Annotated in this window: 18 protein-coding genes; 12 read left to right on the top strand and 6 right to left on the bottom strand. The window is 41.9% G+C overall.

Annotated features, from left to right (window positions below):
• Positions 1-28 precede the first annotated feature (28 nt).
• On the bottom strand, positions 29-358 hold the full coding sequence (locus FD724_RS21305; protein WP_306297070.1) for a phycobilisome rod-core linker polypeptide: 330 nt from the start codon (positions 356-358) through the stop codon (positions 29-31).
• Between the two features lie 233 nt (positions 359-591).
• Between FD724_RS21305 and FD724_RS21300 the strand changes: the two genes are divergently transcribed.
• Positions 592-1,269, top strand: coding sequence for a response regulator transcription factor (locus tag FD724_RS21300; protein WP_012410149.1), 678 nt, complete (start codon positions 592-594; stop codon positions 1,267-1,269).
• 178 nt (positions 1,270-1,447) lie between these two features.
• On the opposite strand, the gene FD724_RS21295 is transcribed toward FD724_RS21300, so the two are convergent.
• The gene (locus FD724_RS21295) at positions 1,448-1,870 is read right to left on the bottom strand and encodes a lysozyme inhibitor LprI family protein (protein ID WP_114081214.1); all 423 of its coding nucleotides are present in this window, start codon (positions 1,868-1,870) and stop codon (positions 1,448-1,450) included.
• Between the two features lie 196 nt (positions 1,871-2,066).
• Here FD724_RS21295 and FD724_RS21290 point away from each other — a divergent pair, with 196 nt between their 5' ends.
• The 6 genes from FD724_RS21290 to FD724_RS21265 all read left to right on the top strand — a co-directional run bounded on the left by FD724_RS21290 (position 2,067) and on the right by FD724_RS21265 (position 8,878).
• Positions 2,067-3,038 (top strand): YegS/Rv2252/BmrU family lipid kinase, encoded by a 972-nt coding sequence (locus FD724_RS21290; RefSeq protein WP_163935230.1) that lies wholly within the window; start codon positions 2,067-2,069, stop codon positions 3,036-3,038.
• Positions 3,039-3,149: 111 nt separating this feature from the next.
• On the top strand, positions 3,150-4,700 hold the full coding sequence (locus tag FD724_RS21285; RefSeq protein ID WP_179074027.1) for a metallophosphoesterase: 1,551 nt from the start codon (positions 3,150-3,152) through the stop codon (positions 4,698-4,700).
• A gap of 134 nt (positions 4,701-4,834) precedes the next feature.
• Positions 4,835-7,492, top strand: coding sequence for a DNA mismatch repair protein MutS (mutS, locus tag FD724_RS21280; RefSeq protein ID WP_179075570.1), 2,658 nt, complete (start codon positions 4,835-4,837; stop codon positions 7,490-7,492).
• Positions 7,493-7,582: 90 nt separating this feature from the next.
• A complete protein-coding gene (locus tag FD724_RS21275; RefSeq protein ID WP_179074026.1) occupies positions 7,583-7,918 on the top strand; it encodes a hypothetical protein in 336 nt (111 codons plus the stop codon).
• Entirely contained in the window at positions 7,911-8,369 is a 459-nt protein-coding gene (locus tag FD724_RS21270; protein ID WP_179074025.1) for a type II toxin-antitoxin system YhaV family toxin, read from the top strand. Before FD724_RS21275 ends, FD724_RS21270 begins: the two co-directional genes overlap by 8 nt.
• A 122-nt stretch (positions 8,370-8,491) precedes the next feature.
• Positions 8,492-8,878 carry a hypothetical protein gene (locus FD724_RS21265; protein WP_179074024.1) on the top strand — a complete coding sequence of 129 codons (387 nt, stop codon included), beginning with the start codon at positions 8,492-8,494 and terminating at the stop codon, positions 8,876-8,878.
• Between the two features lie 41 nt (positions 8,879-8,919).
• On the opposite strand, the gene FD724_RS21260 is transcribed toward FD724_RS21265, so the two are convergent.
• Positions 8,920-10,278, bottom strand: a complete 1,359-nt coding sequence (locus tag FD724_RS21260) for a lipid-A-disaccharide synthase (RefSeq protein ID WP_179074023.1) — start codon at positions 10,276-10,278, stop codon at positions 8,920-8,922.
• Between the two features lie 355 nt (positions 10,279-10,633).
• On the opposite strand from FD724_RS21260, the gene FD724_RS21255 reads away from it, so the two are divergent.
• Positions 10,634-12,400: a tetratricopeptide repeat protein gene (locus FD724_RS21255; protein ID WP_179074022.1), complete on the top strand. Its 1,767-nt coding sequence runs from the start codon at positions 10,634-10,636 to the stop codon at positions 12,398-12,400.
• A 142-nt stretch (positions 12,401-12,542) separates the two neighbouring features.
• On the opposite strand, the gene FD724_RS21250 is transcribed toward FD724_RS21255, so the two are convergent.
• Complete coding sequence (locus FD724_RS21250; RefSeq protein WP_114081222.1) at positions 12,543-13,040, bottom strand: pentapeptide repeat-containing protein; 498 nt, start codon at positions 13,038-13,040, stop codon at positions 12,543-12,545.
• 227 nt (positions 13,041-13,267) lie between these two features.
• Between FD724_RS21250 and gcvT the strand changes: the two genes are divergently transcribed.
• From gcvT to FD724_RS21230, 4 genes are all read left to right on the top strand, one after another.
• A complete protein-coding gene (gene gcvT / locus FD724_RS21245; protein WP_179074021.1) occupies positions 13,268-14,404 on the top strand; it encodes a glycine cleavage system aminomethyltransferase GcvT in 1,137 nt (378 codons plus the stop codon).
• 125 nt (positions 14,405-14,529) lie between these two features.
• On the top strand, positions 14,530-14,919 hold the full coding sequence (gene gcvH, locus FD724_RS21240) for a glycine cleavage system protein GcvH (protein ID WP_069072677.1): 390 nt from the start codon (positions 14,530-14,532) through the stop codon (positions 14,917-14,919).
• Positions 14,920-15,109: 190 nt separating this feature from the next.
• Positions 15,110-18,043: an aminomethyl-transferring glycine dehydrogenase gene (gene gcvP / locus FD724_RS21235; protein WP_179074020.1), complete on the top strand. Its 2,934-nt coding sequence runs from the start codon at positions 15,110-15,112 to the stop codon at positions 18,041-18,043.
• Between the two features lie 269 nt (positions 18,044-18,312).
• Positions 18,313-19,767, top strand: a complete 1,455-nt coding sequence (locus FD724_RS21230) for a hypothetical protein (protein ID WP_179074019.1) — start codon at positions 18,313-18,315, stop codon at positions 19,765-19,767.
• Between the two features lie 43 nt (positions 19,768-19,810).
• Here the strand turns inward: FD724_RS21230 and FD724_RS21225 are convergent, their stop codons facing one another.
• Both FD724_RS21225 and FD724_RS21220 read right to left on the bottom strand, forming a co-directional pair.
• A complete protein-coding gene (locus tag FD724_RS21225) occupies positions 19,811-20,725 on the bottom strand; it encodes an NAD(P)-dependent oxidoreductase (RefSeq protein WP_179074018.1) in 915 nt (304 codons plus the stop codon).
• 77 nt (positions 20,726-20,802) lie between these two features.
• Positions 20,803-21,546: a tetratricopeptide repeat protein gene (locus tag FD724_RS21220; RefSeq protein WP_179074017.1), complete on the bottom strand. Its 744-nt coding sequence runs from the start codon at positions 21,544-21,546 to the stop codon at positions 20,803-20,805.
• Positions 21,547-22,250: the final 704 nt, after the last annotated feature.

The raw sequence follows: 22,250 nt of genomic DNA, 5'->3' as shown, positions 1-22,250 counted from the left end.
TAAACACTTAATTGTCTATTCAGCCTTTTCAGTTAAGTGAAGCGCGACCGAGCAAATGCCTAAAGTTCAACTCAATTGCCCGATAACGAGGACAATTGCTGAAAAACCGGGAACTATATAACTCTGACTTCGCTACCAGACAGATAAATTCGCGGACGCTGATTTCGCTCCGCTTAAACTGCGACTCAGGCACAGTGAGCCGTTCGTTTTCCATCACATACGTATTTCCTAAAACCTGTCTATATATAAGCCTGATAATAACCTCAAGTTCTTCTGCTGAATAACCAGGTACTCCTCCAGTTGAGTGAGTGTCTTCAAACAAACTGACACCTAAATGTGAACTTTGCCCAAAAGCCATTTTCTGAAAATCTCCTGGTTAAACATAGAGTTCTTTTGGAACGTCTAAAGGAGGTTATTAAAAACCTACATAGGATAGAAAATTACATATAAAAAGTAAGGAAATCACTCATGAAATGGTAAAGAAATCGGAAAGAAGCAACGAAAACTAGAAATTGTTACTTTTTGCAATATTTTCTCAATGGGAGTCCACAGATAGTTTTAAACATAAGTTGTATGGTTAAAAAAAATTTTATGCGGATTCTCTTAGTTGAAGATGATGTACGCCTTGCCGAGACTTTAGCAGAAGCCCTTACAGACCAGCGTTATATGGTTGATGTGGTGACAGATGGTGAGGCTGGATGGAATCAAGCCAAAATGCTGGATTATGATTTGCTGCTGCTTGATGTGATGTTACCAGAGCTAGATGGAATTAGTTTATGCCATCGGTTGCGATCGCACAGCTACAGTATGCCTGTTCTCATGCTTACTGCGCGTGATACCGTTAGCGATAAAATCACCGGACTCGATGCGGGAGCTGATGATTATGTCGTTAAACCAGTGGATTTGCAAGAACTATTTGCCCGAATTCGCGCCTTGCTTCGTCGGGGTAACGTTTCATCGCCACCGATTTTAGAATGGGGCAATTTGCACCTCAACCCCAGCACTTATGAAGTGAGTTATGGGAAAAATATGCTACATTTAACCCCAAAAGAGTACGGCATATTAGAGTTATTGCTACGAAATGGTCGTCGTGTCCTTAGTCGCAGCGTAATTATTGAACATATTTGGTCGCTAGAGTCACCTCCAGAAGAACATGCTGTGAAAGTTCATCTCAGAAGCCTGCGTCAGAAGCTCAAAGCAGCCGGAGCTTTTGAAGATTTTATTGAAACAGTTCATGGTATTGGCTACCGTCTTAAACAACTCGAATAAAATGTTGTATTATATAGACCACTTGAGAAGATTTCAGCTATTAGCAAAAACTCTGCTTTGTTTGCTTTGACTCTGAGTTTAAAAAATTATTTTTTTTCAACGCAGAGTAGCACAGAGGCTCGCAGAGATTTCAGTTTTTTTTTCGCTACTAATTTGTGAAATACTCTATTTAAAGTAATTAAGGGTCAGATTTAAGATATTCTTGTAATTCTTGGGTACGCAGTTTTGTGAGATTTTCTAGACACCCAGCATAAATACTAGGGGCAATACTCCCTCCCTCATATTTACTTCTTTCAAACTCACAATTGGTATCTCGAAACTTTACCCATGCAAGTTGTGCAGCAATCAATTTCTGCTTCCTAGATTTTTCTAAGGTAGGTAGCAATTGTTGATAAGCTCGGTTCAGTCTTTTATCTGCATTCTGATAAGATAACTTCGCGCATTCATTAATTGCTGCTTGAGTTTGAGGATTATTGCAGTTAAATTTTTGAGCTAGGCGAATCTGGGGTAAATCAGGCGTTGTGCCTGCCATTGTCATCGAAGGGGTATCTAAACTGCTAAGAGTTAGCATACTTGCCAAAACTAGTAATAATTGACGCATGACAAAAATTTTATTGTTTAGGCAAGTATAGACAAAAGATACCAAAATGTGCAGTATTGATATGTTTCAACGCCGAAGACTTATAAACTTGTTACAAAAGATAAACCAGCCGTCAGAAGGAAGGCAAAATTTCACAAGAATGCTAGAAAGAATTTGGTATTTTAGTGATCTAAATAAAGTTTAGCTTTTATATTTTATGAATCGTTCCGCCTGTCTTATTTTTAATCCAGTTGCGGGTCAGGGAGACCCAGATATAGAACTGGCAGAAATTCGAGCAATATTAGAGCCAGATATTGATCTAGATATTCATCTCACAACTCAAGAAATTGATGCAGATCAACTAGCTTATGCAGCCGTAGAGCGAGGGGTAGATACAATCATTGCTTCAGGGGGAGATGGGACTCTCTCAGCAGCGGCGGCGGCTTTAGTGGGTACTGATATTTCATTTGGCATCATTTCCAGAGGAACAGCAAACGCTTTTGCTACAGCTTTGGGAATTCCTGACACGATCGCAGGTGCGTGTGAAACAATTTTGCAGGGAGGAACCCGTCATGTAGACGTAGCCTATTGCAACGATCGCCCAATGGTACTCTTGGCAGGTATTGGCTTTGAAGCTGAAACTGTAGAATTGGCAGACCGAGATGCCAAAAATCGCTTTGGAATGATGGCCTACGTTTTCGCTGGAATTCAGCAACTGAGAAACTTACATAAATTTGATGTTGAAATTGAAACAGAAGACAGAATAATTAAAACTAGTGCCTGTGCAGTCACAGTCGCAAATGCCGCGCCTCCCACTTCAGTCTTAGCTCAGGGGCCAGCAGGTTTGGTTTATGATGATGGCTTACTAGATTTAACGATTGTAGCTCCAGCCAACAAAGCAGGAGCGATCGCTGCTACATTCCATCTATTCCAAACAGCTTCTACAGGTAACGCCGTAGAACGGGATGATATTGGCTTTCTGCGAGCCAAACAATTTAAAATTACAACTGAGCCACCGCAAAAGGTTGTTCTAGATGGTGAAATAGTCGGCACAACACCAGTAGAAATTAAGTGCATACCAGGTGGGTTGAAGATTTTTGTGCCATTAGTAGAAGAAGTTGAGCCTACCGAAAAACTAGAAGGACTCCCTAATTTGACTATTGAGATGAAAGATACGGTAGAAGAGTAAGGGAATTGGGAATTGGGAATGGGGAATGGGGAATTGGGCATGGTTATTTTCCTTTCCCTTGTCTCCCCCTGCTTCCCCTGCAATTCAAGATTCAGGAAGGAGTATGTTGCATTGAAACTTGTATCAGATCCAGCGATCGCTAACAAAATTCGTAAAATGAATCAGCGAGTCAGATGGCAAGATCCGTTAATTGTGGAACGGAACATCGACCAAACTCGCCTGGTGTTGGAGGATGGTCAAGAAGATAATCCTGAGTTTTCATTTTTAGTTGTGGGTGATAGTGGTTCTGGTAAGCATCGGGGACACAATCCCCAACGACAGATAGCTGAACTGATGTTGCCCCATCACGATGAATCCCGTTTTATGCTGCATACCGGGGATGTGATTTATTTAGTGGGTTCGAGTGAATACTACCAGCAAAACTTCATCGAGCCTTACCGAGAGTTTATCTTGGGCGGAGAGCATCCGAAGCGGATTGCTTATGACCAGATGATTTTTAAGCTGCCCATTTTACCAGTACCGGGAAATCACGATTATTATAACTTGCCCATTTTATTGAGCTTGGCCTCTCTCACAACATTACCCCTTCGTCGCCTGTTGCGATCGCGGTTAGACCTAGATGTGGGTTTGCATGGCTCAGGAACGGGTGAAGCCTACGCACACGCATTTATAGACTATCTGAAGGCATTGCAGCTTCCAGGAGAGTTAAGCAGCCATTTAGATCAGCACTACACAGGTAAGACAGATACAGGTCTTTGTCTTAAGTATGAACCTGGGCATTTTACCCGCCTTCCCAATCGTTACTACACTTTTCGCTATGGCGGAATTGATTTCTTCGCCTTGGATTCTAATACATTTAACGATCCACCACCTCTACCTAAAACAAAAAAAGGTGATGCCGATCGCAAAATATTAGAAAAGCGCCGTGAAGATTTAGAACAAGAAAAGCAGTACATTATTGAAACCTCGGCCAAGCTTCGTCCTGAAAACCCCATTGAAGCCGACCAATTAGACGATTACCACGCCAAACTGTCACAAATTGAAGAAATTATTGTTGATATCGAGAAACAACTAGCTGCTAATAAAACAATTCAGACTGATATTGAACAACTAGACTGGCTCAAAAAGAGATTAATTGAATCTTGGAATAATTCAGAAGTTCGGGGAAGAGTGATTTATTTCCATCATCCTCCTTATGTAACTGAGGCGACAAAGTGGGAACAAGCACAAACTTTGATCATTCGCGATCGCTTCCGTGGGGTGCTGGATGCAGTAGCGAAAGAAATAGGTTCTCTAAATCAGGGTCGTCCTTTGGTTGATTTGGTATTAAATGGTCACGCCCACTGCTTAGAACATCTTGAGACAATGGATACAGGACACGCTGATTCTGGTATCCACTGGCTTGTTTGTGGTGGTAGCGGGTTTAGTTTGCGCCGCCAAAGGATTGAGGGAGCAGATTTAATGGAGGAAAATAGATTAGTAGCGCGATCGCATCTCTTTATTGGTCGCAACGGTCAAGGTTCTCAAAAGCGACGACCTTATTCAGGTTTACGCATTGACGTTAAAGCCGATGGACAGCCTAAGTTTATTGTCCGTCCTTTGGTTGCCGAATGGCATCAGCGACAATGGCATAATCGGGAACTTGAGTCACTGATCATCTAAAGGTAAAATATCCTTGAGCGTAGGCGTTCGCGTAGCGTCTCGTAGAGAAGCCCGCCGCAGGCATCGCCATTCAACTTTCAAATCACGTTATCATCGGATATTGGGGAATTTCCGTGCGTAACTCGATAGCATCTATGACCGCCTCTCACTCTGAAACTCCATCTAGCAAACCCGACGCAAGTACTTTTATTTCTGACCATCTACAGGTGGATCGCAGTAAGCTAAGTCAAATGTACTTGCATTATGTCGAGACGAAGGATAAATATCCTCACGCGGTATTGTTGTATCGGGTAGGAGATTTCTTTGAATGCTATTTCCAAGATGCTGTAAAACTAGCACAAGAATTAGAATTAGTCCTCACTAGCAAGCAAGCTGGCGAACAGGGAAGAGTGGCGATGTCTGGTGTTCCACATCACGCTTGGGAACGCTACGCGACGATGCTAGTAGAAAAAGGTTATGCAGTCGTAATTTGCGACCAAGTAGAAGATGCTTCGGAAGCTGCTGGTAGATTGGTGCGGCGGGAAGTAACGCGCATTCTTACCCCAGGCACTTTGCTGGAAGAAGGAATGCTGAAATCAAGTCGCAATAATTACCTTGCAGCAGTAGTAATTGCCGCGAATCATTGGGGTTTAGCTTATGCAGACATCTCCACGGGGGAATTTCTGACAACTCAAGGTAGTGATTTAGAACATTTGACACAGGAATTAATGCGCTTGCAACCTTCAGAGGTGCTAGTTCCAACAAATGCGCCTGATTTGGGTAGCTTGCTACGTCCGGGAGAAACTTCGCCTCATCTACCGGAGTGTTTGCCACCATCATTTTGCTATAGTTTGCGATCGCAAGTTCCATTTTCTCAAGGCGAAGCTAGACCTAGATTATTGCAGAAATTTAAAGTGCGATCGCTCGAAGGACTCGGTTGCGATCATCTTCCCCTCGCTGTTCGTGCGGCTGGTGGTCTTTTAGAATACTTGGAAGATACCCAAAAAGAAAACCCAGTTCCCCTGCAAAGACTCCGCACCTACACTGTCACCGACTACCTAATTGTTGATAGTCAAACCCGCCGTAACCTGGAAATTACCCAAACCGTCCGGGATGGCACTTTTCACGGTTCCCTACTCTGGTCATTGGATAGAACTAGTACAGCGATGGGTGGGCGGGCTTTACGGCGGTGGTTATTGCAACCACTACTCGATATTAAAGGCATTCGGGCGCGGCAAGAGACCATCCAAGAATTGATGGAAAATACACCCCTGCGTCAAGATTTGCGGCAGTTATTACGCCAAATTTATGACCTAGAACGCCTCACCGGAAGGGCTGGTTCTGGTACAGCCAATGCTAGAGATTTAGTAGCTTTGGCAGATTCTCTCTCACGTTTACCAGAATTATCTCATTTAGTAACTGAAGCGCATTCTCCATTCCTCAAAGCTTTGCAGAAAGTCCCAAGTGTGTTAGAAGAATTAGCACAAAAGTTACACGCGCATCTTGTGGAGTCGCCACCCATACTAATCAAAGAAGGCGGATTAATTCGCCCTAGTGTAAATCCCTTATTGGATGAAAGAAAAGCGACTGTCGAAGCAGACCAGCAATGGATTGCCAACCTAGAAGTTGATGAGAGGGCGAAGACGGGAATTTCGACATTGAAGGTAGGATTTAATAAAACTTTTGGTTATTACATCAGTATTTCCCGCACCAAAGCTGACCAAGTACCCGCTAATTACATCCGCAAGCAAACCCTGACCAATGAGGAACGTTATATTACCCCAGATTTGAAGGAACGAGAAGCCCGGATTCTCTCGGCGCGGGATGATTTAAATCAGTTGGAATATGAGATTTTTACGGCATTGCGGGAAGAGGTAGCACAAGAGGCGGAGGTAATTCGCAATCTATCTCGTGCAGTCGCGGCGGCAGATGTATTGTGTGGTTTGGCTGAGTTGGCAGTGCATCAAGGTTATTGTCGTCCAGAAATGTTGTCAGGAAGGGAGATAAACATTGTTGATGGCCGTCATCCGGTGGTGGAACAATCGTTACCTGCGGGTTTCTTTGTGCCGAATTCGACGCAATTGGGTAGAGAGTCATTAGTCATTAGTCATTTGTCATTAGCAGATAATCAAGAACAAATAACAAATACCTCGACTACGCTCAGTACAAGTGACCAAGAACAAATGACAAATGACAATCCCGATTTAATTATCCTCACCGGGCCAAACGCTAGTGGCAAAAGTTGTTATTTGCGTCAGGTGGGATTGATTCAGTTAATGGCCCAGATTGGTAGTTTTGTACCAGCTAGATTGGCCAAATTGGGAATATGCGATCGCATTTTCACCCGTGTAGGGGCAGTAGATGATTTAGCAACTGGTCAATCTACCTTCATGGTGGAAATGAATGAAACGGCAAATATTCTCAACCATGCCACATCTAGGTCGCTGGTATTATTAGATGAAATTGGCCGGGGAACAGCAACATTTGATGGTCTTTCTATCGCTTGGGCGGTGGCGGAATATATCGCAGTGGATATTCGGGCGCGAACGATTTTTGCGACTCACTACCATGAATTGAATGAACTAGCTAGCATTGTGCCGAATGTAGCTAATTATCAAGTGACGGTGAAAGAATTACCCGACCAAATTATCTTTTTGCACCAAGTCCAACCGGGAGGCGCTGATAAATCTTACGGTATTGAGGCGGGAAGATTAGCGGGTTTACCAGCAGTGGTGATTCAACGAGCCAAACAAGTGATGGGGCAAATTGAGAAACATAGTAAGATTGCGATGGGGCTGCAAAATCTGGATTGATATCTTACTGCATTGCCTTAACAATTCAGGCTGACGGCATTGCATGATAAATGACGATAATGTAAGTACATCATGTAGATACGCTTGAAGATGAGCAACTCTTACAACATTCGTAGTACCAAAATTGGTAACAGTGCAGGTTTTAGGCTACCTGCTGAATTTTATCTGGAGCATCCTCAGTTTGCCAATGCAGATGGTTGGATAGAGGTATTGTCGCCGGATACTGCAATTTTGCGGATTGTAGCTCAATCTAGTGATGATGAAGATGCAGAAGATTCAGTAATGATGCGGCTGTTTCTCGATTTTGCTATGACAGAAACGCTTAAAAATAACACGCTGCAACCTTATACAACTGAAATGTCTGAGGTTGCCCACGAACTAATTGCAGGTGTGGAATTAGACAATGAGTTATTAGAAGATGGCTAATTTTGCCAGTAATGGGTGGGGAGTTTACTTTCATCCACAACTATTTGCTACTCAATATAAAGAATTGTTTGAGCGCGTTTCCCGTTTACGGGAGCAATTACCAGAGGCTGAATATAAAACCCATACAACGGTAAAGTTATTTGCAGCGATTACTGTTGCAATTGAAAGTAAGATTCCTTCTGACCCGTTTGCAAGTCATTTTGCCTTGACGGGGGCATTAAAACGCTATGGACGCGTGAAAAAGATGGGTCTACCGGAGCGGTATCGGCTATTTTTTAGGGCGTTTGATACGGAAGAGTTGAAAGTGATTGTAATTTTGTGGTTAGGATTTCCACGTAAACAGGGAGCGAAAAATGATTGCTACCAGGTGTTTACTAAGATGGTTGAACGAGGGACATTTCCAGACAGTTTAGATGAGTTGTTGACAGATTGTGAGGTAACGGAGGATTAAAAGAGGAAGAGAGTTGTCAACTAGTTGAAATCTTGTTGACCTTTATGCTTAAAATTGCACAAGAGGTTTTTTTAGCATCTACTAAAAGCTAAAGTTGACCCTTTGCAGGACTCCCATAAGCAATGCTAACTGAAATTTTTCCTTTTTCCTTTGAGTTCAACACGATCGCGATCGCAGGAGCGAGTTTGTGGTCATTGGCGCTATATCTAGGTTTTTCCCCTGTCAATCAATGGGTAATCGAACAACTCAATCGCTGGTTTAACTTTGCCGAGCGATCGCTTTATACTAGCCAAACAGAGTTTGAAAAGACTCGCAAAGGCAGAGAAGCCCAAAATGCTTTCTACGCCTCATTATTTAGCATCGCGCCTTTTCTGGTAGTTGGTGCTTTATGTAACTGGGGTCTGGAAATTAGTCTAGGTGAGAGTTGGGGAATTAGTACAGGAATATTAGCTTGTATGGGTGCCGGCATTTATGAACTTGGGCGCAGGGATGGAGAATCTTCCGATTAAGTAGAGAGAAGAACAGGAAAAACTGACTGCAACTTCTCCTCCTACTTCTCAATTTCCTCGCAAACAATCTGTGCTATCTTCAGGGCTGCACCGCTTTCGCCACGAATATTACGGAGTTTAGCGCGGATATCATCCAATTTTTCTGGATGGGCTAATAAGTCTACAACCATTTCCCCAATTTCTGGCGGTTGAATTTTACCCATAAGTTCTGGTACTATCTCTTCCTGTGCCCAGATATTTGGCCATGCTAATAAACCTTTGCGTCTTACGAATCTTAGGAATAACCAATTGATTACGTTAGCAAAAAGTGTACCTACTCCTGGCAGATTTGCTAACAACCCAGGTAAACCATCCCAAGCACGCATAGCATCAAGTTGCTGGGTTGGCAGCAAAACAATCATTGGCACTGCTAAAGCACCGAGTTCGGCAGTGTTTGCTCCCACTGTAGTCAAGCAGATGCAGCACTGGGATAATAAGTGATAAGCGGGGTTTTCTTGCCACAGTTCCACAGTTACGCCCGTTGCTGTTTTGAGCAATGGTTTGCCTTTATCGTCCTCTGGGACAATTAAGGAAGCACCACCAAAGCCAAAGATTTCAGCAATAGAGTTCCTTTGAGGATCGGCAAAACTAGCTAAAGTTTGTAAATCCAAAGTTGGGGCTACAGGAACTACAAATTTAGTTTGCGGTCTTTTCGCGTGAACATATTCGGCAATACTTAAAATTAATGGTACTCCTTGGGCTAATTTTGCTGCTTTTGATCCAGGAAGTAGACCAATCAATTCAGTCTTTTGTCCTACGCTGTGGGAAGTCGCTGACGCGTCTATGTCATTAGTCATTTGTCCTTTGTCGTTTGCTAAGGACAAATGACCAATACTTCGACTACGCTCAGTACAAGTGACTAATGACGAATGACTACTAGCTTCTACCATCAAATCACCCACAACGGTAAATTTGTGAGCATATTTTTGGGGGACGCGGGCCGCAACTTCAGGTTTCATCACGCCAAAACGATCAATCCAGTTATGCCACCTGGCTGACCATTCAGCGTAAACCACTGTGCGATATCCGAGCTTTTTACCTATAACTACAGGGAAAATTTGATCGCCACCGAGAAAAACAACTACACCGCGACTTCTCCAGTCCCAATTGTCAATAGTTTTACCCCAGAGCAAAAATTGCCAAAAATGCTCTGCCGCCTGTACTCTATCTACTTCTGGATAAGAAAGTGCGATCGCAGCTTCTTTACCACTAGCATTTGAGCAAGGTGATAAGATTACACTGATCCTCACTTGATTTCGGTCATCGCCGAATTTTTGCCGCAATGCCCTTACTACTGGGCGCACCCAGGTTGTTACCTCACCAGGGCCATTTGATAGGATGAGAATATCTACTTGAGTCATTAGTTAATGGTCAAAAGTTAGGGGTCATTACTCAAGAGGCAAATATTAATTAATTCGTTCCTAAGTTATCAGCGATAGTATCATTTGTAAGTAGGATTTAATACCTGTATCTAAAGTACAGTAAAAATAGAGCGTAGGCGTAGCTCGTTGTAAATATTACCTGGCCCTTGTGAGATCCAAACTCAAAATTTGAGGTTAAAAGGCTCAACCTTCACCCTCAGAGGCTCAACTTAAGATTCCTAACCATAAGCCGCTGCTTTGAAATCTTTCTATGTAAATAGGATTTCCACCCCCAAGGGAGGAGATTTCCCAATGCAGACGAAGTAGAATCTAAAATAAACTTGACAAACTGTTTATGCAATGGGCTAATTTTCTAGCCAACGAAGCTGCTACCCATAGCTTATCCCTACAGCAAACAGCAGCTTTTGTAGAGTATTTTCAGACTGAACACTTAGGTAAAAGTGAAGCGAAACTTGCTAGCGAATTAAACGTTGATATTGCTGTTTTCAAAAAGTTGCTAGATGAAGTATATAAAAAGTTTGTCCAAAACTATCCTGAGTTAACAATTTCCAACAGTCGGGATAAACTACAAAAGTTACAATCTTACCTAACAGCAAAATATAATAGCGAATTGAATATCCTCAAACCATTAGCGGCGATGAAATTATTAAAAACGCTAGTGGCTCGGGAAAGACTGCAAAAAGAACCTTGGATTGCGAGAAGAATTTGTAAATTTTTAGGATATTTACCTTTAGCGCTAGAGTTAGTAGGGCAATATCTGGATAAGATGCCAGGTTTGTCTCTGGAAACACTACTGAAGCGGCTAGAGAAAAAGCGAGTGGAACATGAAAACGTGGTCAATGAGAACTCATTGATGCCTGATAAAGACGGTGTAGCTGAAGCTTTTGAGTTGAGTTGGGAACAGTTAGATGAAAATGCAAAAAGCTTTGGCTGTTTGCTAAGTTTGTGTGCCTTAGCTGACATTCCATTATCTATTGGGACGGTAGAAGATGACAAAAAACAAGAACTTTGGGAGAAAGCTATAGCCGACTTACTGGAATTACATTTACTACAACAAAAAAGTCAAGGAATTTATCATCTAAATCCAACGATTCGGCAACTTTTTCAAATGAAGTTGCAGGAGTCAGGTGAGGCGGATGAAGCAAAAACTAAATTTGCAGCGATGATGTTAGAGGTAGCAAAGCTAATTCCGCAACAGCTTACTCCTGAAGATATTGTCAATTTCACTCCACATATCCCGCACATAACAGAAGTTGCAACCCACTTATCCCAGTATGTGAGCGATGAAAATCTCATTACTCTATTTACCAAATTAGCCTGGTTTTATCAAGGTCAAGGACTTTATCAGCAAGCAGAACCTTGGTTGCAGCAGTGTGTAGAACTAACTAAAAATCGTCTTGGTTTAGAACATCTCGATGTCGGCACTAGCCTGAACAATTTAGCGCAACTTTACGATTTTACAGGACGTTACAGCGAAGCTGAACCACTTTATCAGCAAGCTTTAGAGCTGAGAAAACGCCTGTTGGGAGAGGAACATACCGATGTTGCCACTACCTTGAGCTATTTAGCATTACTCTATGAATCTACAGGACGCTACAAAGAAGCTGAACCACTTTATCAGCAAGCTTTAAAACTGTGGAAACGTCTAGTGGGAGAAGAACATCCCCATGTTGCCACTACCCTGAACAATTTAGCAGCATTGTACTGTTATACAGGACGCTATAGTAAAGCCGAACCCTTGCTGAAGAAATCCTTAGAACTGAGAAAACGCCTGCTAGGAGACAACCATCTTGATGTCGCCACTAGCCTGAATAATTTAGCGCAACTCTACGAATCGACAAGACGCTACAGTAAAGCCGAACCTTTGTATAAGCAAGCTTTAGAACTGAGTAAACGCCTACTGGGAGAGGAACATCCCGATGTTGCCATTAGCCTGAATAATATCGCATCACTCTACCGTCAGACAAGACGCTACAAGAAAGCCAAACCCTTATTTGAGCAAGCTTTGAAAATTTGCGAACGAACTTTAGCTGTAGGTCATCCTACTACTATGACGATTCGGGCAAATTATGCCAGCTTTTTAAGAGAAGCATATCGCTAGCGATCGCTGCGCCTAATTCGTAATTCGTAATTAAAGACTGTTTCAGACTTTTATTTAGACCACGATACTTCCTGAGTCTGTCCTACCCCTATTAGTTAAAATCTAACCCCTCTCTCCACCAGCGAAGAAGAGGGGTGAGATTTTACTTACATCCTAAAGACTGGCGAGTATCTACACCAGTTTTAGAATTTACCCCACTTGCTTTAACACAAAGCTTTTTCACTTGCGTTCCATCTAAAATTGCATTCGTAAAATCAGCACCTGTGACATTTACATCATCAAAAGTAGAACGCAGCATCATTGCATCGGTCAACACAGCATCACTTAAATCAGCATCTTTAAACCTTGTGAGATAAGCTATGCCTTCACTAAAATCAGCACCATGCAGATTTGCTCCCTCCAATAGGGTACCGTTAAACACGCCACCACGTAAGTCAGCATTGCTAAAATTAGCATTCTCTAATTTGAGATTGGTAAACTCAGTACCAACTAAACTTTGACCAGAGTAATCCTTACCCTTTAGTTCATCATTACCCACAGAACGGGTAATACTAGAAGAACTTGCAGCTTCCGCCGATAGGGGAAACAAAAAAAGAACCATAGCTAAGACAAAGCTAGCTAACAGCCGCCAATATTTCATAATCTCTTCTTAATAAATCTCAACACTTTTACTATTAACTATTAAACCTCACAGAAGGGAATAGGGTGCAGGTTAGAGGTTACAGGGTACAGATTATTTCCTATTACCTGTCACTTGTCATCTGTCCCCTGTCACCTGTCACCTCTTCCCTAATCTCTCGTAGGATGATAGATGTTGAGGTGCGATGCCTAACGGCAAGTTGCTCCGCATCTACGCAATAATTACCTGTGGCTAATCAAGAAGACAACGCCCAATCTCTGGCGCGAACCCCTTTATATCAAGTGGGTGTAGAACTCAAAGCCCGCTTTACTAGTTTTGGTGGCTGGGAAATGCCCGTGCAATTTAGTGGCATTAGCCGCGAACACGAGGCTGTAAGAAATACAGCCGGAATGTTCGATATTTCCCACATGGGTAAATTTACCCTCCAAGGTAAAAATCTCATTTCCCAACTCCAGCCTCTAGTGCCTTCAGACTTGAGTCGATTGCAACCTGGTCAAGCACAATACACCGTATTGTTAAATCCCCAAGCGGGAATTATTGACGACATCATTGTTTATTACCAAGGTGAAGACACCACTGGTATACAAAAAGCATTTATTATCGTCAATGCAGCAACCTCTGGTAAAGATAAAGCATGGATTTTGCAACATCTTGACCTGGATAAAGTGCAATTCCAAGACCTTTCACCAGATAAAGTCTTAATTGCCGTGCAAGGGCCAAAAGCGATTAAATATCTTCAGCTTTTAGTGCAAGAAGACTTACAACCAATCAAAGCCTTCGGACATTTAGAAGCAACCTTACTAGGTAAACCTGCCTTCCTGGCCCGCACAGGTTACACCGGAGAAGATGGCTTTGAGGTGATGGTAGACCCAGATGTGGGAGTAGAATTGTGGCGAAGTCTCCATAAAAGTGGTGTTATCCCCTGTGGACTTGGTGCGAGAGACACTCTGCGCCTAGAAGCAGCGATGGCACTTTACGGACAAGATATTGATGACACCACCACACCCTTAGAAGCGGGTTTGGGGTGGCTAGTCCACTTAGATACCAAAGGTGATTTTATTGGAAGAGAAGTTTTAGCAGAGCAAAAATCCAAGGGAGTGAAGCGTCGATTGGTGGGTTTACAAACTCAAGGACGCAACATTGCCCGTCATGGCTACCAAGTGTTATCCACAGGTAAAGTTGTGGGAGAAGTTTCTAGTGGCACTTTGTCACCTACACTGGGTTATCCCATTGCTTTAGCTTACGTTCCTACCCAATTAGCAACCGTTGGTCAACAGCTAGAAGTCGAAATTCGCGGCAAAGCTTACCCAGCAGTTGTAGTTAAACGTCCTTTTTATCGGTCAAAAAATCGTGCTGCTAACTAACAAGCGCCAAGGTTTTTGAGGAATAATGTGTTGTGAGTTACTCAATCTACAGTAAGGTTCATTACCATATATGGCTTGGATGACTGTTGGGGCAATAATTTTTTTGATAAGGGAGAGGAAGTGATATGTCTTTTGAATATCCTCAAGATTTCAGATACTTGGATTCTCATGAATACGTGCGAATAGATGGCGAAATTGCCACCATTGGCATTACTGAGTTTGCCGTACATGAATTGGGTGATATCGTCTTTTTGGAACTGCCAGAAATTGGCGACGCTCTGACCAGGGGAGAAAACTTTGGCACAATTGAATCAGTGAAAGCCGTTGAAGAGCTTAATTCACCAGTCACTGGTACTGTTATAGAACGCAATGAAGCCTTAATTAATTCTCCTGAAGAAGTGTCAGAAGACCCCTACGGAGAAGGGTGGTTTTTGAAAGTGCGCGTCAATGACCCTGGTGAAGTTGAAGATGCTTTGACAGCAGATGAGTATCGGGCGCAAGTAGAAGGAGAGTAAAGAGTGGGAGATGAGGGGACAAGGAGGACAGGTAAAAATTTCCTCCCCATCTCCCTTGTCTCCCGCATCTCTCCTATCTGCCATTCCACTCGAAAATAAGTCATGAAATTTAGATAAATTGAAAAGTTACACCTACTTCTCATCAGTATTTATTGCAAAATATGAAATAGTACCATCTGGAGAGTAATTTGTGGTATTAAACGCCCCTATTCTCAAGTCTAATGAGCAGCAAGTGCTGGACGAAAAAAGTCAAAAGTTGAGTAGTTTTGTGCCAAGACATATTGGCCCTAACTCCGACGACATCCAGCTTATGCTTAAGGTTTTGGGATTTCCCAGCCTGGATGCCCTAATTGACCAAACAGTTCCCCAGACAATCAGGCTGAAGCAACCCCTAAAGTTACCAGAAGCCGAAAGTGAGTATGCAGCACTGGCATCCTTAAAAAAAATTGCTGCCAAAAATCAGGTTTTCCGTTCATACATCGGTATGGGATATTACGACACTATTACCCCACCTGTGATTGGACGTAATATCTTGGAAAACCCTGGTTGGTATACTGCTTACACTCCTTATCAGCCAGAAATTGCCCAAGGACGACTTGAAGCGCTGCTAAATTTTCAAACCTTGATTATCGACTTAACAGGTTTGGAAATCGCCAATGCTTCGTTACTAGATGAAGCCACAGCCGCAGCTGAAGCAATGAGTCTAAGCTATGGTGTTTGTAAAAATCAGGCAAATGCTTATTTCGTCTCTGGTGACTGCCATCCCCAAACTATCGACGTGTTACAAACACGGGCTAAACCATTAGGGATTAAGATCATTATCGGCGATCATCAAACATTTGATTTTGATCAACCAATTTTTGGGGCTGTTTTGCAATACCCTGCAAGTGATGGCACCATTTACGACTACCGCGCTTTTATAGAAAAAGCCCATGCTAAGGGTGCATTGGTGACGGTAGCAGCAGATCCTTTAAGTTTAACTTTGCTCACCCCTCCTGGGGAATTTGGCGCTGATATTGCTGTCGGTAGCACCCAGCGCTTTGGTATTCCGTTGGGGTTTGGGGGGCCTCATGCGGCATACTTTGCGACGAAGGAAGAGTATAAGCGGCTGGTTCCAGGGCGAATTGTGGGAGTATCAAAAGATGCTCAAGGTAAACCTGCATTGCGTCTCGCCTTACAAACCCGCGAACAGCACATCCGCCGCGAGAAAGCTACTAGTAATATTTGTACTGCACAAGTGCTACTGGCGGTGATGGCGAGTATGTACGCTGTCTATCATGGGCCAGATGGACTTAAGACAATAGCTCAAAGGATACATTCCCTGACTTTGGTTTTGGCAGAGTGGTTGCAGCGACTAGGTTATAGCATCAGTTCTAAACCTTTCTTTGATACGCTACAGGTGGAGTTAGGAACTAAACCTCTGCAAGAAATTCTACAAGCTGCTGAAGCTCGTCAAATTAATCTACGTATTTTTGATACATCTACTGTTGGTATTTCGCTTGATGAGACTACCACATTGGATGATGTGCGAGATATATGCCAGATTTTTGTGGGGACAGATGAGCTACGGTTTGTTTTGAATGTGCAAGAGATGGAATGGATAATTCAGCAATCAGGTTTAAGCGGTGAACCATTTAGCCGTCAAAGCACCTATCTCACTCACCCAGTTTTTAACCGCTATCACTCAGAAACTGAGTTGTTGCGTTATCTGCACAAGCTAGAAGCTAAGGACTTGTCGCTAACTACATCGATGATTCCTTTGGGTTCTTGCACAATGAAGTTGAATGCAACTGCTGAGATGATTCCGGTAAGTTGGGAGGAATTTGGCAAGATTCATCCATTTGCCCCCGCGTCCCAAACCCAAGGTTATCAAATCCTATTCCAGCAACTTGAGGCATGGTTAGCTGAAATTACTGGTTTTGCTGGAATTTCTCTACAACCAAATGCTGGTTCTCAGGGCGAGTATGCTGGACTTTTAGTAATTCGTCAATATCACGAAAATCGGGGCGAAGCACACCGCAATGTTTGTTTGATTCCCACCTCGGCACACGGGACAAATCCAGCAAGTGCAGTGATGTGTGGAATGAAGGTGGTGGCTGTTGCCTGTGACTCACAAGGTAATATTGACGTTGATGACTTGAAGGCGAAGGCAGAAAAACACAGCAATGAACTCGCCGCCTTAATGGTGACATATCCCTCAACTCACGGTGTTTTTGAGGAACCAATTCAGGAAATCTGCGCTGTTGTCCATAGTCATGGTGGACAAGTTTACATGGATGGGGCAAATATGAATGCCCAAGTGGGAATTTGCCGTCCTGGAGATATTGGTGCAGATGTCTGTCACTTGAATCTGCACAAAACCTTCTGTATTCCTCATGGTGGCGGTGGCCCTGGTATGGGGCCTATCGGGGTAGCGTCTCATCTCGTGCCTTTTCTCCCCGGACATCCTGTTGTTACTATCAACGACTCAACTCAGCACTCACATATTGGTGCTGTGGCGGCTGCGCCTTGGGGTAGTGCAAGTATCTTGGTGATTTCTTGGATGTACATCGCCATGATGGGTGCAGATGGTTTGACCGAAGCAACTAAGGTGGCGATTCTCAACGCTAACTACATTGCTAAGAAACTGGAATCGTACTATCCGGTTTTATATCAGGGGAAAAATGGTCTAGTTGCCCATGAATGTATTTTAGATTTGCGATCGCTAAAAAAATCAGCTGCGATCGAAATCGATGATGTCGCCAAGCGTCTCATAGATTATGGTTTCCATGCGCCGACTGTCTCCTGGCCTGTAGGCGGTACAATCATGGTGGAACCTACAGAAAGTGAATCTAAGCAAGAGTTGGATCGTTTCTGTGATGCGTTGATTTCTATTCGCCAAGAAATTGCCGGAATAGAAGTTGGCAAGGTGGATATCCAAGATAATGTTTTGAAGAACGCACCCCACACTGCTGAAAGTCTGATTACTGGAGAATGGAATCATCCTTATTCTCGTGAACAAGCTGCCTACCCTGCACCTTGGACTCGTGAGTATAAATTCTGGCCTGCTGTCAGTCGCATTGATGCAGCCTTTGGCGATAGGAATTTTGTTTGTTCTTGTCTGCCAATGGATGCTTATTCGTAGTACCTCAGCGCTAACCGCCTTTCTGTTTACAGAAAGGCGGCTAATATTTGGAGTCTCGGAATAATGGTATGGATTTTGTTTCGTCCCAAGACACAAGATGAAAGATTTCTTTATTAATACTAATTCTCCATGAAGATGCAGGTAATATTTATTAAACGAACTACAAGGAAGATATAACTTAAGTAATTATCCAGTGTAAATTTACAAAAAATTGGTATAATATCTTATAGCTATTGATATTTTTTACTTAGCTATGGAATTTAGTATATATGGTTCGATACGCATTAAATAAGAACCGTATTTTTGTTGATGCTCAATTGAGCCTCTACGATAAGGATGAAATTTTCACATATATATTCTGCGATCGCCCACTTTTCTATAAAAAAGCGCACCATAAAACACGCAAAGAAACATCATTCTGGGTTAGTGGACATTTTTCTCATAACGTCAATATAGAAGAAGTACAAGAAACAGAAATAGATTGTATCATCAATCAATTTGTCAGTACTAGAAGCGAAAGTGCAGTACATAAATATGCCAAAAGTCGAGCAGAAAATATACTTAATGCAACTACTCAAACCTACTTTAAACAAGACAATTTTGAGTCAATTCAAGAATACCAATACCCAGGTAGAAGGACTGATATTGCACTTGTTAATAAAAAGGGAGCAGGTTTTCTAAATTACGAAATACAGACTTCTCCTACAAGTTTTAATTCTATTACAACAAGGGTAGAGAAAGACAAAAGCAACAATGTAGGAGCAACAATTTACGCAATTGGGGAAATCAGCAGAAGAGGATCTGCTGATGAATGGGGTAAAGGTGTTGGTGGTCTGGGTGCAACTCAGGCAGTACTGTTAGCTTCATGCCTGGAAGCTTATGGAATGGCTCAGGATATTCAAAAAGTTGCAACTTATCATGAAATCACGCACTTGGAAGATACTAGAACCGGATTCATCTATATAGAAGAAAAAGATATATATGGAGACATTCAATTTAATCAGCACAAGCTTATAAACAGACATAGTGAAATCAGTGATGTAACCACAGACACAACAGCCGAGGTTATATATCAAGCAATACTTGAACATGAGAAACTACTCAAAGACCCTATAATATTTGATATGGGTTTTACTGGCAAGTCTTCTATCTCACATGTGAGCGATACAGTCGAACAATTTGATGGTGATGATGATAATACAAAGAGATATGAAACACCTTTAGCAAAATTAGATTTAGAGTTACTTCAGAAACTCAAGCTACTATGTCAAACACATCAGGGAGATATAGGGGCTGCAATAGAGTTTGATATTGATACCCATAGAGCCAAAGTTGTCTTGCTAGGGCAAAGTATAGAGCGTTATGAGTGGATAGACTTTAAAAACTTATTTATTTCAGAAGCAGATTTTATATCTATGACAAGCTCATGCAAAAAGACTGAATTAGAAAAAGAAGAAGGCAATACCGCCTGCATAAAGATAATTAAAACAGAAATAATTCCTTACAATATACTTAATCCAATACAAGATTGGAGCCAGGAAACTGCAAGTAAAGTACAGAGACTCAAAATAGGTGACAGATGCACCTGGATGTATGCACCCAATTGGTGGAATCGCAAGGGAGAAGAAATCAATGATATTGCCCAAGATGGAAAAGTACGTCTTGCTTATAGCGGTAGATATATTCCTAGAGAGGAAGTGATTCTTATTGAATCTGCGGAATAAAGACCAAGCAATTGATCACCAATAGTCTAGAAACTGTTTCCATTTATTGATGGGCTGAATTTTTGTCTAAATCGTATTCTTTAAGTGCAAGTACCTGTAGCATTTCTAATTCTTCCCTTACAGATAAAGGCTGATACCCCAATGCAAAAGCTTTAGAACTATGCAAAGAAACATCTGCTGGTCTAGGTGCTGCCATTTTCACATCTTGTTGTCGGCAGGATTTCAGACCAGTGCTAGGAAGTTGAAATACTTCCACTAATATCTGTCCAAAATCATAACGCGAAATCCGCTCTTTGCCACCCAAGTGAATGATGCCATTAACTTTTTCTAATGCTAATAAAAGTCCTTTGGCGGCGGTTGTTCCACTTACTGGGGTGCGAAATTCATCTATAAATAAACTTAGTTCTTTTTCTGCTTGTAAAGTCTCAATAAATGGCTGAATAAAGCTTTTAGCTGTGGGTGTTGCTGCACCAAACATCAACGGCATCCGACACACTGCGGTCATGGGATACCTTTCTAGCATATCTGCTTCAGCTATAGCTTTCTGCTCACCGTAAAGATTGACGGGGCACACGGCATCTGTTTCTTGATATGGGGCATTTAAACCATCAAAAACTAAGTCGGTTGAGGTAAAAGCACAAGGAATAGAGTTATCTGCACACAGTCCGGCAATATTACAGGATGCTATGACGTTAATTGCGTGCGATTCTTTGGGGTTTGTTTGACAAAAATTTGGTTGCGAATGTGCGGCAGTATGAATAACTGCTTCTGGTTTGACATCATTAAATATGCGTTTCAATTCCTGAAAATTTGTTAAGTTCGCTTTTAAAGTTTTAATGCCAAAAATCTCTAAAGGATGGGATAAATAAGTGCCATAAATCTCCCATTCTGGTTTTGCAAGCTGGCAAAGATGCCATCCTAAAAAACCACTTGCCCCGGTGATTAACAATTTTTTCATGTCTAACCGTAAACCGCTCAAGAAAAAATCTTGCTAAAGCAGGCTTATATTCTACACTGAGTGGTAGTGATAAAATACTATTGCACTAATTCCTGAAACTGCTTTTCACTACGCACTTTGCTAAAGTCTGGGTCAGTTTTTGCTAATTTCTTGTATTTATCAGGAACAAGCTTGATTGCTTTGTCTAGGTTTTCAATTGCTAATTCTAGATTGCTTTGTAAAGCATAAGAGCAAGCTTTATTGTAATATGCTTGGTGCAAATCTTGCTTGATGGCGATCGCTCTATCATAAGATGCGATCGCGTCTTTGTAGCGGTGTAGCTTTGTCAGTGCAATGCCTCGGTTAATTAAGGCTTGATATTTGTTGGGTTGGATAGCGATCGCTTTGTCGTAAGATACGATCGCGTCTTTGTAGCGCTGCAACGATGTCAAAGCTATACCACGATTATACCAGGCTTCATATTTATCGGGTTTGATGGCGATCGCTCTATCATAGGATGCAAGAGCGTCTTGGTAGCGTTGCAACGATGTTAAAGCTATGCCACGGTTAATCCAAGCTTCAGGACTCTCAACTTTGATGGCGATCACTTTATCGTATACCTTTATTGCATCTTCATAACGTTGTCCATCTAATAAATTATTACCTTGATGAAAAAAGTCTTCTGCTTTTTGGGTAGCCTTCGCTTCTATGAAAAGCTGGGTTACATTACTTTCTTGGACAACTTGTGTAGTATTTTCTATTGATGAGTTTGCCCCACCATTACAACCAAATGCGAAGAAAGCTATCAAACCAGATGCAACGAAGCAGCGCTGAACAATCATGCTGTACCTACAAAACTTATGAGATGATGTTAAAATTCGTTCTTTTTTTGAGTATTATCAAAATACACTAGTTTTTACGCATTAATTCACTTATCTTTTCAGAAAGAGCTTTGTTGACGACGCATAGATGTTTATTAAAATCAAGCGTAGGCTAGATTATCATATTAAATCTACATAAAGCAATTACTTAGTACCTATTTCATTAAAAAAACAATTATTTGTGTTGTATATATTGTGTAAATGTCGCCTGTTGTAGACATCGCAAGTGTTTGGTAATTTCCTAAGAGTGCAATGGTATACCACCCGCCATAGGCGATCGTAATAGTTTTCGCTAGACAATGATGTTAGTTGCTTCATTTTTCAAGCATTTATCTAAGCTAATCATCATTCAAATTACGTCTTTGCGTCTTTTTAGCGATTGAAACTATGCAACTTAAAAGCGTATCAGATTAATATCTATCATTGGATGGATGCCAATAACTAATTCTCAATGATGACTATCAACGTTATATTTGCAAAAATTATGAGAAGTCTATCAATGTAACTTATCGCTTGTAAAATCTATAGGACTCATATTTGATTTAAAAAAAACTCCGTACAACTAAAAAAGCCTTCTTTCCTATTGCCTCTTTTCTACCCACGCAAATAAGTACGTCTACGCCACGTTGCACGAACAAACATCAAAACAGATTCCTATCTAAGAG

It is taken from the genome of Nostoc sp. C057 (assembly GCF_013393925.1).
In the GTDB taxonomy this organism is placed as follows: Bacteria; Cyanobacteriota; Cyanobacteriia; order Cyanobacteriales; family Nostocaceae; genus Nostoc; species Nostoc muscorum_A.
Note: the sequence above shows the minus strand (reverse complement) of the source record. Positions and strands in the feature narration are given on the sequence as shown.